The sequence below is a fragment of the Rhodospirillaceae bacterium genome (genome assembly GCA_018662005.1).
Classification (GTDB): domain Bacteria; phylum Pseudomonadota; class Alphaproteobacteria; order Rhodospirillales; family JABHCV01; genus JACNJU01.
Window position 1 is genome coordinate 21,634 of the sequence record JABJHA010000020.1, and the last position, 14,756, is coordinate 36,389.

At 54.2% G+C, this 14,756-nt stretch carries 16 protein-coding genes; 7 read left to right on the forward strand and 9 right to left on the reverse strand.

The genetic code is table 11. From position 1 onward, the window contains the following. Nucleotides 1–111 precede the first annotated feature (111 nt). A complete protein-coding gene (locus tag HOL66_09585; GenBank protein MBT5244487.1) occupies nt 112–864 on the reverse strand; it encodes a hypothetical protein in 753 nt (250 codons plus the stop codon). A 155-nt stretch (nt 865–1,019) separates the two neighbouring features. On the opposite strand from HOL66_09585, the gene HOL66_09590 reads away from it, so the two are divergent. Genes HOL66_09590 through HOL66_09600 form a run of 3 tightly spaced genes read left to right on the forward strand, consistent with a single transcriptional unit; the run spans nt 1,020 to nt 2,989 of the window. Next, nucleotides 1,020–1,496 (forward strand): low molecular weight phosphotyrosine protein phosphatase, encoded by a 477-nt coding sequence (locus HOL66_09590; GenBank protein ID MBT5244488.1) that lies wholly within the window; start codon nt 1,020–1,022, stop codon nt 1,494–1,496. A 44-nt stretch (nt 1,497–1,540) separates the two neighbouring features. Then, nucleotides 1,541–2,128 (forward strand): hypothetical protein, encoded by a 588-nt coding sequence (locus HOL66_09595; protein ID MBT5244489.1) that lies wholly within the window; start codon nt 1,541–1,543, stop codon nt 2,126–2,128. A 6-nt stretch (nt 2,129–2,134) separates the two neighbouring features. Beyond that, the gene (locus HOL66_09600; protein MBT5244490.1) at nt 2,135–2,989 is read left to right on the forward strand and encodes a phosphotransferase; all 855 of its coding nucleotides are present in this window, start codon (nt 2,135–2,137) and stop codon (nt 2,987–2,989) included. Here the strand turns inward: HOL66_09600 and thpR are convergent. The 3 genes from thpR to HOL66_09615 all read right to left on the reverse strand — a co-directional run bounded on the left by thpR (nt 2,969) and on the right by HOL66_09615 (nt 5,584). Continuing rightward, entirely contained in the window at nt 2,969–3,556 is a 588-nt protein-coding gene (thpR, locus tag HOL66_09605; protein ID MBT5244491.1) for an RNA 2',3'-cyclic phosphodiesterase, read from the reverse strand. The genes HOL66_09600 and thpR overlap by 21 nt on opposite strands. Nucleotides 3,557–3,779: 223 nt before the next feature. Continuing rightward, nucleotides 3,780–4,913 carry a histidine kinase gene (locus HOL66_09610; GenBank protein MBT5244492.1) on the reverse strand — a complete coding sequence of 378 codons (1,134 nt, stop codon included), beginning with the start codon at nt 4,911–4,913 and terminating at the stop codon, nt 3,780–3,782. Then, nucleotides 4,910–5,584 carry an arylesterase gene (locus HOL66_09615; protein MBT5244493.1) on the reverse strand — a complete coding sequence of 225 codons (675 nt, stop codon included), beginning with the start codon at nt 5,582–5,584 and terminating at the stop codon, nt 4,910–4,912. Before HOL66_09615 ends, HOL66_09610 begins: the two co-directional genes overlap by 4 nt. 1 nt (nt 5,585) lies before the next feature. Between HOL66_09615 and HOL66_09620 the strand changes: the two genes are divergently transcribed. The 3 genes from HOL66_09620 to HOL66_09630 all read left to right on the forward strand — a co-directional run bounded on the left by HOL66_09620 (nt 5,586) and on the right by HOL66_09630 (nt 9,917). After that, entirely contained in the window at nt 5,586–6,272 is a 687-nt protein-coding gene (locus HOL66_09620) for an ABC transporter ATP-binding protein (protein MBT5244494.1), read from the forward strand. 233 nt (nt 6,273–6,505) lie between these two features. Next, complete coding sequence (locus tag HOL66_09625; GenBank protein ID MBT5244495.1) at nt 6,506–9,058, forward strand: FtsX-like permease family protein; 2,553 nt, start codon at nt 6,506–6,508, stop codon at nt 9,056–9,058. A gap of 94 nt (nt 9,059–9,152) precedes the next feature. Continuing rightward, nucleotides 9,153–9,917 carry a Bax inhibitor-1/YccA family protein gene (locus HOL66_09630; protein ID MBT5244496.1) on the forward strand — a complete coding sequence of 255 codons (765 nt, stop codon included), beginning with the start codon at nt 9,153–9,155 and terminating at the stop codon, nt 9,915–9,917. A 221-nt stretch (nt 9,918–10,138) separates the two neighbouring features. Here HOL66_09630 and HOL66_09635 read toward each other — a convergent pair whose 3' ends face one another. Beyond that, complete coding sequence (locus tag HOL66_09635) at nt 10,139–10,810, reverse strand: J domain-containing protein (GenBank protein ID MBT5244497.1); 672 nt, start codon at nt 10,808–10,810, stop codon at nt 10,139–10,141. Between the two features lie 547 nt (nt 10,811–11,357). Further along, nucleotides 11,358–11,561, reverse strand: a complete 204-nt coding sequence (locus HOL66_09640; GenBank protein ID MBT5244498.1) for a hypothetical protein — start codon at nt 11,559–11,561, stop codon at nt 11,358–11,360. A gap of 753 nt (nt 11,562–12,314) precedes the next feature. Here HOL66_09640 and msrA point away from each other — a divergent pair. Next, a complete protein-coding gene (gene msrA, locus HOL66_09645) occupies nt 12,315–12,788 on the forward strand; it encodes a peptide-methionine (S)-S-oxide reductase MsrA (GenBank protein MBT5244499.1) in 474 nt (157 codons plus the stop codon). Nucleotides 12,789–12,790: 2 nt separating this feature from the next. Here the strand turns inward: msrA and HOL66_09650 are convergent, their stop codons facing one another. The 3 genes from HOL66_09650 to HOL66_09660 form a co-directional block, all read right to left on the reverse strand. Beyond that, nucleotides 12,791–13,126 carry a hypothetical protein gene (locus HOL66_09650; GenBank protein MBT5244500.1) on the reverse strand — a complete coding sequence of 112 codons (336 nt, stop codon included), beginning with the start codon at nt 13,124–13,126 and terminating at the stop codon, nt 12,791–12,793. A gap of 156 nt (nt 13,127–13,282) precedes the next feature. Next, nucleotides 13,283–13,633: a hypothetical protein gene (locus tag HOL66_09655; protein MBT5244501.1), complete on the reverse strand. Its 351-nt coding sequence runs from the start codon at nt 13,631–13,633 to the stop codon at nt 13,283–13,285. Between the two features lie 86 nt (nt 13,634–13,719). Next, complete coding sequence (locus tag HOL66_09660; protein ID MBT5244502.1) at nt 13,720–14,718, reverse strand: aldo/keto reductase; 999 nt, start codon at nt 14,716–14,718, stop codon at nt 13,720–13,722. Nucleotides 14,719–14,756 lie beyond the last annotated feature (38 nt).

Sequence of the window (14,756 nt, forward strand, 5' to 3'; positions counted from 1 at the left end):
ACAGACAAAAAGGTAGCCGGAATTATTAAAAGGTTCAAATCACATCGGGGTGAAGAAACCCGCGGGGAGGAGGCGGGGTAGATTATCGCGCCCACCCCGCCGGGGTCGTCTTTAGCTGATGGTGCTCAGATGATCCTTTGAAGGATCGATGTCGTAAAAGATGTCTTTCTTGGCGTTGCCGAAGGTCACCGCACCGGGGCAAGACCGGACCAGCTTGCGTGAGTCTTCATCGACGATGTTAAAGAACTCGACGCATGAAGAGCAGATACCGGAATTTTCAGCAATACTGTAGGGGACGTTTTCACCGTCGATTTCGGTGGTGAATGTATGGGTCAGGTAGTTGGCGTGATTGGCCCTGTGGTTAAGCCATTGGCTTTTCAGGTTATCGCCAATACCCCAGAAACCGGTCAGCGTGAACAGGGTCTTGAACATGATGCTGTCCAGCAGACTTTTCTTTTCCCACTTTTCAGGCTTGTTGTTGTTGTACCTGTCGTCATCAACCAGGCCCTGCAACTGGTCCGGGGTTGGCAAGCTCGCGGGCGTAAAATCCGAGGTGGTCATCTTTGCTTCAAAAAAACCGTCAAACCCGCCAGGCAGGGCTTTCGGTGTGACAACCATGTATTTACCCACCTTGTTGGACGCATGATACCAGGAACTCTGGCGGGTACACATCCGGGGCCAAACCGAAGGTGTGACATAAATGGCCGTGTTACCTGTCGCTTTCATCGCCTCGCACGGGGTCATCATCGCCGCCTTCAATTTTAACCCGGCAGGCACGTTTTTAATCAATTCATCAAGGCTCAGTTTATCCATCCAGTAGATAAATATGCCTTCTGTCGTGGTGTTGCGTCTGATCATATTCATGGTTCTATCCTCAGCTTTGAATTTGAATTTTTGTGGCGGGCTGTTTGCCCCCTTGGTTGATACAGACGCCGGAGACCCGAAAAAGTTCCCTGCCCTGAGAAAAATATGATTTTCGCTTATGCGGTCCGTCATTTAAGGTCTAGGAAAGGAAGGCTATAATTTTGATCAAAGTACTTTTCATCTGTTTGGGAAATATCTGTCGCTCGCCAACTGCTGAGGGCGTTTTTGAAGCATTGGTTAAAAGTGAAAATTTAAGCGATCGCATCTCAATCGATTCAGCGGGCACAGCGGGCTACCATGTTGGTGAACCGCCGGACTCGCGTTCGCAGGCCGCCGCCCTCAGGCGCGGGATTGACATGAGCCACCAAAAAGCACGACGGGTGCGGACCGATGATTTTGTTGAATTCGATTACCTGTTGGCCATGGACCCCGACAATCGGAGTAACCTGTTGGCCATTTGCCCACCGGGCCTTGAGAACAAGATTCACCTGATGCTGGATTTTGCCGATGGCGTAAACGAGCAAAACGTCCCCGATCCCTATTACAGCGGCGACGGATTTGAGGTTGTCCTCGACCTTATTGAAAATGCCTCACAAGGCTTGCTTGCCGATATTCAGGACAAGCATCTTTGAGATTCTGGAAAAACAGGCGTCACTGAGTTATACTTCAAGGCGTTATGTTTGAAACATCGAGCACGGCTGCATTTGCAGTGGTGGCTTTGCTGACAAAAACAATAACAACAGGGGCTTTACCGGTGGCATCCATCACTCCAACACTTTCCGACATTCCGGATGGTGCGTTGGTGCTTGCCCTGCACGACAATGCAGACCACACGGCCCCAAATCTCGACCAGTTGAAGGCCCGTCAGGAAGTCCGCATACGCATCAACAAGCAACTGCAAACCTTAAAAAAAATGCAAGTCGAACAATCGTTATTGTCGGAGCAACAACGCAGCCTGACCCAGCAACACATTCTCCGCCAAAGTGCCCAGTCACAGCAACGTCAACTGCTGGCTCGCCAGCAAGAGGCGCAGCAAGCGCAAAAAAGGACCATCCTTCTGGATGCCCAGCGCAGTGGCCTCAATCAATCAGTTCAGCGTGGTGAACAGTCACAAGTGAGCCGCGTTATCCAGCGCAATCAGCAAGAGCAAAGCATCAAGGAGAAATATCCGGCCCTGCAAAGTTATTACAGATCTCTGGCGCGTCGCATCCTGCGAACCCAGAAAGATCGTCTCGCCGCGCCAAAAGACCCCTCCCTTCCTTAAAGCCCGATGCAAGATCACTTACGCGAAACCATCGAAAAAATTGCCGGTGCCGGGATCACCAACTTAACTGCTTTAAGCGGTGGCTGTGTTGGTGATGTCTGCAAAGTAAGCCTTAGCAACCGGGACAACCTCGTCGCCAAAGTCGGTGAGGTGGGGAGTGGCCTCGCCCTTGAAGGTCTGATGTTGCAATACCTGACCGATCATTCTGCATTGCCGGTGCCGAGCGTGCTTCATGGTGATGATACCCTGCTGCTGATGACATTTATTGACGGCACCGGAAATATAAATGCCAATGCTGAAATTCACGCCGCCGATCTGGTCGCCGCTTTACACGAAATAAGTGCCAAAACTTATGGCTTCGATTACGACACCGTTATCGGCGGCCTGCATCAGCCCAATCCGCAAACCACAAGCTGGCTCGACTTCTTCGCCACTCATCGGCTGATCGAAATGGCCGCTCAAGGGAGGGCCGCAGGGCGCTTGCCCGGCGAGATGATGAAACGTATCGAAAGCTTCGCCGGAAAACTTGATCGGTGGCTTGTGGAGCCCGTCCGGCCATCACTTATCCACGGCGATATGTGGGGCGGCAATGTGCTAGCTGCAAACGGGATGATCACCGGCTTCATTGATCCGGCGCTTTATTTTGCCGATCCGGAAATCGAACTGGCCTTCACCACCCTGTTTTCAACCTTCGGCGATACTTTCTTCTCGCGCTACAATGAACACCGTCCCCTTGCTCCCGGATTTTTTGAGGAACGGCGGGATCTTTATAATCTGTATCCATTGCTCGTCCATGTGCGCCTGTTCGGCGGTTCCTACGTCGACTCAGTCGACGGCATTTTAAGAAAATTCGGCTTCTAGAATTGCCTCATAAGTCAGCGCGTACTCGGCCAGGGTTTCATAGTGAGCGCCGTGGTGGCCAAGATGACTTCTAAAAAGCACAAATTGATCAACCATGAACGTTGGTGTTTTAAGACCGCCGTGATCCGCCAGCCAGGCGGCGACTTTCCCCTTGGGGGATTTCCTGACTCGGGCCAGGGTAATGTGCGGGGTGAATTTTCGCCGTTCCGGTTCCATCCCGCTTTGAACCAATGCCCGCTCGACCTTGCCGTGAAGGTGAGACAAAGCAGGGTCGTCTGGCACCGCGGCCCAGATCGTGTGAACCATATGACCGCGGCCAAAGGTTTCGATCCCTGATAATGAAATCTCGAATGCGGAACTATCAATGCCGCTAAGGGCGTCATAGACGTCAGCGGCCTGAACTTCATCGACCTCGCCGATAAAGCGCAACGTCAGATGCATGTTCTCTGGACTGATCCAGTGCGCCCCTTCCAAACCACCGGCAAGGCTATGCAAGTACTGTCGCACATTTTCGGGTAGCGGAATTCCGACGAACAAGCGAATCATGTGACGGACCTTAAGAGCCATGTTTGCCTGGTCACCACTCTAACCGTTTACCCGTAATTTCACCATTGTGAATGGCAGATGAATAACGGGTTCAGGATTAATTCAGGGGCCCGTGGGTACTCTGTACACACGATCTCAAGGAACTCTCAATAGCGGCGGCTCGTTTCTTCCTCCCTGGCGGGCCGCCGCCCTCTCAAATTTTAAGAAGCGGTCTGCGATCCCCAAAGCAGACTGCTTCATTTTTTTAAGAAATCAAGGTCAGGACGCCGGTGTATCCGTAAAGACGATTATGGGAAATCTCACCGTTGCCAAAAAAGCCAGCCAGCGGCACATCGTCAAAAACATCCATGATGAGTTTAAGCTCCCGTTCCCCCGCCCCGAACATCGAGGGGCCGCGACCGACGCAACTGTAATAAAGGGCGGCGCTGGGCGGCTTATCAAGACGCCCTTTAAGATGTTCAAGCCGGTTTCGCAGATCTGTTTCCGCGCTGACCGGGTCACGGCGCACAAACAACAAACGCCCACCTGACTGAACCTGCTCGCCAATGGCCAACCAGCCCCGGTCAGGATCGATACCAACAAGCGATCGCACCAGATAGTCCCCGGTGTCCGAGCCCTCAATGGGAAGGGCGGCGTGGACCAGCCCCGCCACCTGTCCAAGATCTTCTGCCAGTTCTTCGCCAATATCCTCGATAAAAACTTCAAGGGCCGGGCGACCATCAAGGCCGATGATGATGTTATCAATACAGTCCGAAATAAGATGGCTTTCCGATATCGGTATGCAGCCTTGGGAAAGCGCGGTGACGATATTCACGGCGGGGGCGAACATAACGCCGGAAAGCCCCCCTTTGATGACACGCTCGGCAACCTGATAAAACGGCCCCGATGTTGATGATGATGTCAGGCCGCCAACCAGAAATCCGGAAGTCGCCGCCGCCAGTTCCTCGATCAATCCCGGAATAAGGGGATTGGACGGATCGCCGTGAACGACGCCAAAATGAGCCTCTTTGTCCTTAATCCAGTCGAGTGTTTTTGCGGGCAACTCGCCAATATCATTTTCCAACGGCGGCAAAATCTGAAAACTGTCTTCCGGTAGCGCCATTGCCATAACCGCGAGGGCCGGCTGATCAAAATATTCTCCGCATCCTTCAGTGGAAATGGCGCAAATACCCATGCCGGTACTGCCAACCCAGTGCTCAATGCCGGATTTTTGTCTTAGGTAAGTCAGGACCGATGGCAAGTCTTCCGCCAGCCTGTCCGTGGCGTAAACAAAGCCGAGATTGAAATCCCCGGCCACTTCCGAAAGCCCGTCGGCACAAACCTTTGCCGCGTGGGCCCAGTCATCTGCCTGCGTGTGAACAACCTTGAAGGCGGTCATTTACTTTTGATCCCTTGCAGCATCTCTTTGACATAGGGAAGAATGCTTTTGGTAACAACCCTTACCCCACGGGCGTTGGGATGAATGGTGTCTTCCTGATTGAGTTCGGCAATTGTGGCAACGCCCTCAAGAAAAAACGGGTAAAACGGAACCTCATGCTGTTTGGCTAACCTAGGATAGATATCGGAAAATTCGCGGCCATAGTCTTCCCCCAGGTTGGGCGGTGCGCGCATACCGGTCAACAATATCGCCAATTCCCGTCGCTTCAACTTGCTTAAAATTGCGTCCAAGTTTTTAAATGTTTCACCCGGATCGAGTCCACGCAGGCCATCATTTGCGCCCAATTCAATGATAACCGCGTCGACTCCTTCGGACAACGCCCACTCCAGTCGGGACAACCCGCCCGCCGAGGTATCGCCAGAAACACCGGCGTTTATGACCACGGCATCAATACCATCGTCATTGAGGGCGCGCTGCAGCTGATTTGGAAAGGCGTCCGCTTGCATCAAGCCGTAACCGGCGCTGAGACTGTCTCCCAGGGCCAGGATACGAACCGGTCCAGCAGCTTGCGACTGTGCAGGTAAAGCAAAAGTGAGCAACATAAAGAGTATCAGCGCATTGACTTTGTCGCTGACCTCGCCATAACGGAAGCGGAAAACCTTAAGGAACATCATGACTGAGCATACCGATACGGCCATTGAATTAAAACTGGTGGAACTTACCCTGACCAGCAATGCGGGGGAGGTCAACATCCTGCGCGGGATTGACCTGTCAATCCAGGCAGGGGAAACCATTGGCGTCATAGGCCCCAGCGGTTCGGGCAAAACCTCCATGCTGATGGTTATCGCCGGCCTTGAAAAAGTGACCCGCGGTGAAATCAATATCGCCGGGCACGGCCTGAACGCCATGAACGAAGACGAACTGGCCCTGTTTCGACAAAATCATGTCGGTATTGTCTTTCAGGATTTTCATCTGGTGCCGACCATGACGGCATTGGAAAACGCCGCCATGCCGCTTGAGTTCGCCGGGCGTTCCGATTCTTTTGAACGGGCCCGCGCCGAACTTGACGCAGTCGGCCTGGGCCATCGCATTGATCACTACCCGGGCCAGCTTTCCGGCGGCGAGCAACAACGGGTGGCCCTGGCCCGCGCTTTCGCACCCGAACCGACCATTCTTCTGGCCGATGAGCCGACCGGCAACCTGGACGGCGATACCGGTCATAAGGTTATGGATTTACTGTTCAGCCTGAAAGAGCGCTGCAACACGACAATGATGCTGGTCACACATCAGCCGGAACTGGCCGAACGCTGCGAACGCACCATCGCCATGCTGGACGGGAATATTTCTGATGACGGCTAGTACCCACTTTTATAATTCCGGGATACGTAGGATTGTTTTTCCCGCCCCCTCGGTAGGAGGCAGCGCGCAGGCGATGGCGGCCCATCGTCAAGCGTTGACGACACCCCGAGGGAGCGGGAAAAGCAACCCGAAGGGCGGCGTTGCCCACCGCTTGTGGTGGATGGCACCACGGCACGATGCGCTCCTAGCCGGAAACCTCGCAACACCGTCCTACGAGTTACGGAATTATAATAATGGGTACTAGCGCAGCATGGACACTGGCCTGGTCGTTGGCGCGAAGGGAATTGCGTGCGGGTCTTGCCGGTTTTCGCATTTTCCTCGCTTGCCTGGGCGTCGGTGTCGCCGCCATTGCCGCCGTCGGTACCATTAGTGCCTCGGTCATTGCCGGCCTGAACAATAACGCCAAAAACCTGCTCGGCGGCGATTTTGACCTGCGCTTCCATAACCACGCCAACAGTGAAGACCAGGATCGCTACCTGATGGATCAGACTCGGTCACTTTCAAAAACGCTTGAATTGCGCGCCATGGCGACCCCTGCCGCAGGAACTGGCGCGGGCAAGCGTGGGCGTTCCTTGATCGAACTGAAGGGTGTCGATGACGCCTATCCCTTAAGCGGCAACATGGTGTTAGCCCCGGCCCTGACTTTGGATGACGCACTGGCCAAACAAACCGGCGACACTTTCGGCGCAGTCGCCGACGCCAATTTACTGAAAAGACTGGGACTCGATTTGGGTGGCCGGGTCAAAGTCGGCGCCGCCACCTTGAGCATCACCGCCATCATCAAAAGCGAACCCGACCGGGTCGCCAGTGTCCTCAGTTTCGGCCCCCGCCTGATGGTGTCCATGGCGGCCCTAGAGAAAACCGGGCTGATTAGACCTGGATCGCAAGCCCATTTCCATACCCGTGTACTGCTGGCCGCAGGCGTTGATCCTGAAGTCTGGCGGGAAAACCTGAACACCGTATTCCCCAAGGCCGGTTGGCGGGTCCGACAACCAAATGAGGCAGCGCCCGGCATCCGCCGCTTCATTGACCGGATGACGCTTTTCCTGAGTTTTGTCGGCCTGACCGCCTTGCTGGTTGGCGGCATCGGGGTGACCAATGCTGTCGGCGGCTATCTGGACGGCAAAACCGCGACCATCGCCACGTTCAAATGCGTCGGCGCGCCGGGGGCGCTCGTCTTTAAAATTTATCTTCTGCAGGTGATGGTTTTAAGCGTGCTTGGCATCGGGGTCGGATTGATCTTCGGCGGCATCATTCCCGCCGTTGGGCTTGGCGCTGTCGCAAGCCAGATGCCGGTCGCCCCGGACATCGGTTTTTATCCAAAGCCTTTGGCGCTAGCCGCGGTCTTCGGTTTGCTAACGTCCCTGACATTTGCCATGTGGCCGTTGGGTCGGGCCCGGGAAATCCCGGCGGCGACCTTGTTTAGGGACGCCATCGCCCCATCAAACCTGAAACCCGGCCCGGCGGCCATGATCGCCGCTATTGCCGGTGTCGCGGCACTTGCCGGATTAACAATCATGAGCGCCAGCGATCGTTATTTTTCTTACTGGTTTGTCGGCGGGGCGCTTGTCACGGTTGGCTTGTTACGGTTAGGAGCGGCGCTTTTGGTGGGTTGGGCGACGCGTATGAAAAGCCCCAAAAATGCCGAACTGCGGCTCGCCCTGGCAAACATCCACCGGCCCGGGTCCAACGCCCCCAGCGTCGTTCTGTCACTGGGACTTGGCCTGTCCGTACTGGTTGCCGTCGCCCTTATTCAGGGCAATTTGAATTATCAGGTGAACGAACGCCTGCCGGAAGAAGCACCGGCATTTTTCTTCATCGACATCCAGCCGGGGCAGGTCGCGGCTTTTGACGAGACAGTAACCAGAGTAGCTGGAACAAAGGGTTTCAGGCGGATGCCCAGCCTGCGCGGCCGAATTGTCAAAATCGATGGCACCCCGGTCGAAAAAGCCACCGTCGCACCAGGATCACAATGGGCCATTAATGGTGATCGGGCGCTGACCTCATCGGCCAATCCGACCGAAGGATCAAAGATCATCGAAGGGGAGTGGTGGGACGAGGCCTATTCAGGACCGCCGGTGATTTCCCTTGACGCCGGGCTTGCCAAAGGGTTTGGCATCGGTATCGGTGACACCTTGACCCTCAACGTGCTGGGCCGGGAGATTGAGGGAACCATCATGTCCTTGCGCGAAATCGACTGGCGATCCCTGCGCTTCGACTTCGCCATCATCCTGGCGCCCGGGCCGCTGGAGGGTGCTCCCCATACCCACATAGCCGCCGTCGAAGCGCCAGCGGAAATCGAAGAAGAGCTTGAAGATGCCGTCTCGAGCCGCTTTGCCAACATCACCTCTATCCGAGTCCGCGAGGCTCTTGAAGCCGCCGCCCATATTCTTGAAGGCATCGGCCAGGCCGTCCAGGGGACCTCGCTGATCACGATCATTGCCGGTTCATTGGTGCTGGCCGGAACCCTCGCCGCAGGCCAGCGCCGCCGCATTTATGACGCGGTGATCTTCAAGGTTCTGGGGGCGACACGGGGCCGTCTTCTTAAAGCCTTCGCCTTTGAATACGGCATTCTAGGGATCGCCACCGGGATCATTTCAGCTGCTATCGGCACATTGACGGCCTGGGCGGTGATGGTTTTCCTGATGCGTGCGGGCTGGATCTTCCTTCCGCAAGTGGTCGCTATCACGGTTGCCATCTGCCTGTTTGTAACCGTCGTTGCGGGATATCTGGGTACCTGGAAAGCGCTTGGTGAAACGGCCTCGACCCACCTACGCAACAAATGATCTGTTACTCTTTGTTACAAGCATCGCCTTGATTTCGGATGCTTTTCTGCCATATTAAACAAAGATTGTTTTTTGACAGCAAAAGAGGTTTTCCATGGTTTCCGATCCCAACAGCAGATTTACATTAAGCACCCACGCGGCAGGCGGCGCACAGGCCGACGCAAGCGTCGAAATTGATGCCGGTCTGCGCGAATATATGCTCAGGGTTTATAACTATATGGCTTCAGGGCTGGCCCTGACAGGTATCATCGCCTATTTCAGCGCCAACACCCCGGCCATCCTCAATATGCTGTACGTTGCCGGCCCGGACGGCATGGTTCAACCGACCGGACTTGCCTGGATCGCCATGCTGTCGCCTTTTGCCTTCATTCTGGCGCTGTCATTCGGCATCAACAAGATGCAGGCATCGACCGCCCAGGCTGTATTCTGGGCCTTTGCCGCCGTGATGGGCCTTTCCCTGGCCAATATTTTCCTTGTCTACACTGGTGCTTCGGTGACAAGGGTGTTTTTCATCACCGCCGGAACGTTTGCCGGGATGAGCCTTTATGGCTACACCACCAAGCGTGACCTGACAGCTATGGGGTCGTTCCTGATGATGGGCCTGTTCGGCATCATCATCGCCATGGTCGTCAACATATTCATGCAATCATCAGCCCTGCACTTCGTTATTTCGGTGCTCGGCGTGCTGATCTTCGTCGGCCTGACCGCCTACGACACCCAGAAAATCAAATCTGTGTACGAAGAAGCCGATGGCGCAGAAGTGATGACCAAAAAGGCGATCATGGGTGCGCTGACCCTGTATCTGGACTTCATCAACCTGTTTCTCATGCTGTTGAGGTTGTTCGGGGAAAGAAGGTAAGCCTTTAGGTTCAAGCCCCTCATTAAGGATCAGGCCCCTCAAGCGCCGGGCGTTCGCTCCGCTCTCTTGGCTGGGTCTCTGGAAGTCAAAATAAAAATGGCGACAGGAAAATATCCTGTCGCCATTTATTCTTGGTTCCCCAAGCCCGCGACTGCGGGCCGCCGCCACTGCGGCGAGCCAAGGGGTCGGAGACCCCGCCCGGCGCTTGAGGGGCTTCTATATTAAGCAGCCCCGCGTTTCAGGTGGTCCATGGCCTCGTTTAGCTGGCTCATGCGATCGTGGTCGCCGTGGCCGCTGTCGGGGTGGTGAATGCTGGCCAGGGTGCGAAAGCGGGATTTCATGGATTTACCATCGGGCAAGCTGCCCGGCGGAAAGCCGAGAATATGAAGGGCGTCGTTGCGATTTTTAATGCCCTGGGGCAGGGGCTGGAAGGACAGGGCAGAGATAATCGAGCGCAACCGGTCCAGTTCCTCGCGGGCCTCGTGCATCATGCTTTCATCGACAACCGGCGCTGCTGGCTGTTCGATGCCGCCGCTCAGGCTGATATCCACCGCTCCTTTATCAATTGATAACGCCACCCCTAGGGCCCGACGCAGGGTCACTGCGTCATAACCGGGGGCCATACGCACTTGCAGGCGGGGTTTGCGCTGCCAGGGTTTGCCCTTGGCGGCACCGGATTTCAGAACAACGGTTTCACGGTCACCGGCCAGCGGCCCGCCCGGGTCGGGAAAATCGAAAATTTCTTCGGCGTTGACAACCAGAACCACCGAACGGGCAAGGTCGGCGACATTAACCCGGCGTTTGTCGGCCAGGGCCATTACCGCATCACGAAAATCAGTCGAGCAGGGAATCGTATAGGAGTGCTTGCGGTTCGGAGCAGCTTTGGCAGTCATCTTCACGTCAATCCTGTTGGCGGGACAAGCCCGGTAATCAGTCCCGCAATAGGAACAGATTATGGTTAACGATTGGTTGATAGGGCGTCTTTGCCAAGGCCCGGCAGGCCGGTCATTTTAGCAGGATTAAGGAAAGTTCAGGGTTTTCCCCGTTTTAGCGCAAAAGACTCGCCGCCACCGCCTCTAAACAAGATAACAGGGGGCCATTCTTACACCGCCGGGGTGTTCTAACCCAGTCAGACGGTTCCGCTTCAGGACCATCGTAACTGCATATGTTGTTGTTTTTCCTTTCTGGGACGAAAGTGTTAAAGCAATCTTTATAAATCGGTTGATCCGTTGTAACTATTTGTTTTTATTTATGTTTTTTCGGATTTAACAATTGGAAAATTGACAAATTTCGGGCTCAACTGGCCCTCGCAGGCGCCTTTCAGGTAAAAACCGCTAACGGACTGCGGCCATCGCCTGTCCTCCAGAGATCGCTCCAACGCTCATTCGGCGTTTATTGAGAAAGTGATACGAAGTTTAAAGACAGGGCCAACGGGAAAACTCACAAACCTGGCCTGATAATAAATTTCTGCTTTTGAAGGTGTCTCTCCCGCAGGGGCAATAAAAATCCCAAAAAGCAAAATAATTTTCCAGGCGCAAGCCCGATTAAATTATTGTTGAAGTGAAGTGACTTTATCTTTTTGATCAGTTCGGCATTCTTCCATGGCCAAAATAGATCTTGAAAAGCGCCAAAATTTTTATCCATCGCAGCCCCTTAATACGGCCCCGTAAAGGCCCGAACAAAGACACGGGCACAGCTATATCCGGGCCTGGGTGTAATTTTCTAATTTTCATGATTAAGTGAAATTTTCTTTTTATTTTCAATGTAGTACGGTTGCGAAATGATTATTTTTCGCCTGTTTTATGGAATTTCCCGACCCATTCCACTGCCGTAAAAATGCCACCCCTGCCCTTCTTGAATAGCGCCCGGCGCAACACCCCTGGGAGGGGCTTGTTTCGTTCACCCAATGGGACCGGGACGCAGGCCGGTTTAACCCCGACACGGGCGTGCTCGATGATGAATTCTTCATTGCGAAACACCAAAAAGCCATCACCCCAACACCGACAAAGGGTTCAGGTGCAGGGCAGCGATTCGGAAACCCAACGGTTTTCCTCAATCCTGAAACTAGTGGATAAAATCTAACATATGGCACCCATACGATTTCATTTCCTGATTTCTCGGTAGGAGAGGCCCCGCAGGCGATGCCAAAGCATCGTTGAGGGAACTCGACGCCCCGAGAAGCCAGGAAATGGAACCCGAAGGGCGTCTTCTCAAGCCCACCGAATACGTTACCCAAGGCTTGTGATGCGTGGCATCACGGCGCATTGGGTGCCTTTTCGGATGAACTTGAGAAGCCATCGTATGGGTACCATATGTTAGATTTTATCCACTACCGGTGGACGCAATCCAAACAATGACTACATATTAGGTTCAGATTTTTAATGATCGGAGCGATTGATGGAAAAAGCAACATTCGGCGCCGGCTGCTTCTGGGGGGTCGAGGTGGCCTTCCGAAGGCTTGAAGGTGTCAAGGCGACGACCGTCGGTTATCTGGGCGGTGCCTTGAAAGATCCGACTTATCAGGACGTCTGCAGCGGCCAGACGGGCCATGCGGAAGTTGTCGAGGTAACATTTGACCCGGCGTTGGTCGATTATCAGGCCCTGCTTGATCTTTTCTGGGCCTGCCATGATCCCACGACCCTAAACCGCCAGGGCCCGGATATGGGAACCCAATACCGCTCGGCGATCTTTTTTCATGGGCCGGAACAAAAAGCCAAGGCAGAAGCCTCTATCGACGCCCATACGAAGGCTGCCACCTTTGCCAATCCGATCGTTACGGAAGTTACGGCTACCTCAACTTTTTATGCAGCCGAGGCTTATCATCAGCAGTATCTGGAGAAACGCGGCATGGCGAGTTGCCATATCCCCTGATTTCAGGCGCGCACAACACTGGTCATGAAGGTATCCTTGTCGCTTTCCAGCTCGAAAAGTACCTTCACCGCCTTCTTGAACGGGTCATTTCCGGCCGCTTCAATACCGACGGACCATTTGCCGTAACAGTGGTCGCGCAACCAGTCATACAAAATGGCCAGCGGCTCGCTGGATTTATAATAAACACCAAAAGGCAGGCCGCGGCGGTCAATCGCCTGGCGTCTGTTGCCCTGGCGTCGTTCCTTCCCCGTCCAGGGCGCAACGGTACACCGCCGGTCGGACTGCTCACGCCGGTCGCTACTCTTTCGTTCAAGATGTTCGGGTTTGTCGTCGACCATTAAAAGCCCTTTATTAAAAGAGCCATCACCCTAGTGTCCTGCACCAGTTATTCATATCATGAATTACTGGTATCAGCAGGCCACGTATATATTGAATCTCGTGTGATGGCTCTGAAGTATGGATCAATTATTGAGCCATACTTCAGAGCCATCACACTAGTCGCTTTTCTCGGCGCCTTCCAGCAGGCCTTCGGAAATTTGCAGATTGATATTTATCAACGTTGTCAGGGCATGTTCTGTGATGGCGCTACCCTGATTTCGGGTGGTGGCGACGACATACTTTGACAACCGCACCAGATTTTCCTTCACATCACCGGGCATGCTGTTATCCGGACCGGAAACGGTCGCCCGAATGGCCACCCAGAGGTCATGATTGTTACTCAATGCTGCTTCCAGAATACTCACTTCACCGCCGTCATTACCAAGGCGGGCCTGATCAAGCAACACCGCAGCCTCCATCAGACAGTAGGCATCTTCTTCCTGTGCGAGCAGTTCCTCAGCTGTCATCGGTCAGTCCTCCAACACAATATATGTATTTATATCGTGATCGGATGAAGACAATACTAACAAGGCGTACAATTAAAATGAGCTGATTAACAGTATTTTTCAGGCCCCGCCCACTGCGGAACAGAATATCTGTCGCCATGGGCCCAGCCGACGGGCAATTGTTGATTGATGGCCTTAAGGTCCGCAGAGCTCAAGGACAGTTCAGCGCCTTTTGCCAGTTCCCTCAGGTGATCGGTGGACCTGGTGCCGGGAATGGGCAAAATATGTGCGCCCTGATGCAGGACCCAGGCAATGGCTAGGGACGACGCCTTATGCCCCATGTCCCGGGCCAGGGCGCGAAAGCCTGCCGTGGCCTCAACATTGCGGCTCAGGTTGGGTTCAAGAAAGCGCGGATTGTCTTTCAGAAACGGGAAGGTCTGGACATTTTCTTCAGAGTGCGGACTGTCCGTTAGCAAACTTCTGCCCAGCGGACTGAAAGCGACAAGCGTCGTATCCAGCTCGGCTGTTTTTTGCACAAGTCCCAGTTCTGGATAGCGTGTTGAGAGCGAGTATTCCGATTGCACAGCACCTACCGGGTGAACGGCGGCGGCGAGAGCAAGTGAAGTCGGCGCAATTTCCGAAAATCCGAATTGTTTGATTTTACCGGCCCGGATAAATCCCGCCAGGGTTCCCGCAACCTCTTCAATGGGAAGTTCCTGCTCACGGCGATGGACATAGAACAACTCAACATGATCAACGCCCAGACGTTTCAGGGATTTATCGAGCTCCGCCTCAAGGTGCCCCGGGCTGTTGTCATAATTTTTACCGTCATCACCACGACAGATCCCGGCTTTGGTGGCGATGGTGAACAGCTCGTGACGCCCCGGTCCCTGTTGGCTTAAAAACGAACCGATGCGCTCTTCTGAAATACCCTGACCATAAACGTTGGAGGTATCGATATGATCGATGCCCAAATCCAGGGCGGTGCTGAGAATGGCGTGGGATTTTTCCGTATCCGTAGGACCATAAAAATCGGCAAACGACATCGCCCCGATACCAAGGGCCGAAACAACCGTTCCATTACCGCCAAGTTTCCGCTTCTCCATATCGACTCCTAATAAGTTTCCGCCCCGTCCGGGTCATC

Bases quoted from the DNA above. Each gene is read 5' to 3' on its own strand.
- HOL66_09600 (MBT5244490.1), top strand. From the start codon at position 2,135: ATGCAAGATCACTTACGCGAAACCATCGAAAAAATTGCCGGTGCCGGG.
- thpR (MBT5244491.1), bottom strand. From the start codon at position 3,556: ATGGCTCTTAAGGTCCGTCACATGATTCGCTTGTTCGTCGGAATTCCG.
- HOL66_09635 (MBT5244497.1), bottom strand. From the start codon at position 10,810: ATGACTGCCAAAGCTGCTCCGAACCGCAAGCACTCCTATACGATTCCC.
- HOL66_09650 (MBT5244500.1), bottom strand. From the start codon at position 13,126: ATGGTCGACGACAAACCCGAACATCTTGAACGAAAGAGTAGCGACCGG.
- HOL66_09660 (MBT5244502.1), bottom strand. From the start codon at position 14,718: ATGGAGAAGCGGAAACTTGGCGGTAATGGAACGGTTGTTTCGGCCCTT.
- HOL66_09655 (MBT5244501.1), bottom strand. From the start codon at position 13,633: ATGACAGCTGAGGAACTGCTCGCACAGGAAGAAGATGCCTACTGTCTG.
- HOL66_09640 (MBT5244498.1), bottom strand. From the start codon at position 11,561: ATGGATAAAAATTTTGGCGCTTTTCAAGATCTATTTTGGCCATGGAAG.
- HOL66_09610 (MBT5244492.1), bottom strand. From the start codon at position 4,913: ATGACCGCCTTCAAGGTTGTTCACACGCAGGCAGATGACTGGGCCCAC.
- HOL66_09615 (MBT5244493.1), bottom strand. From the start codon at position 5,584: ATGTTCCTTAAGGTTTTCCGCTTCCGTTATGGCGAGGTCAGCGACAAA.
- msrA (MBT5244499.1), top strand. From the start codon at position 12,315: ATGGAAAAAGCAACATTCGGCGCCGGCTGCTTCTGGGGGGTCGAGGTG.
- HOL66_09585 (MBT5244487.1), bottom strand. From the start codon at position 864: ATGAATATGATCAGACGCAACACCACGACAGAAGGCATATTTATCTAC.
- HOL66_09620 (MBT5244494.1), top strand. From the start codon at position 5,586: ATGACTGAGCATACCGATACGGCCATTGAATTAAAACTGGTGGAACTT.
- HOL66_09630 (MBT5244496.1), top strand. From the start codon at position 9,153: ATGGTTTCCGATCCCAACAGCAGATTTACATTAAGCACCCACGCGGCA.
- HOL66_09625 (MBT5244495.1), top strand. From the start codon at position 6,506: ATGGGTACTAGCGCAGCATGGACACTGGCCTGGTCGTTGGCGCGAAGG.
- HOL66_09595 (MBT5244489.1), top strand. From the start codon at position 1,541: ATGTTTGAAACATCGAGCACGGCTGCATTTGCAGTGGTGGCTTTGCTG.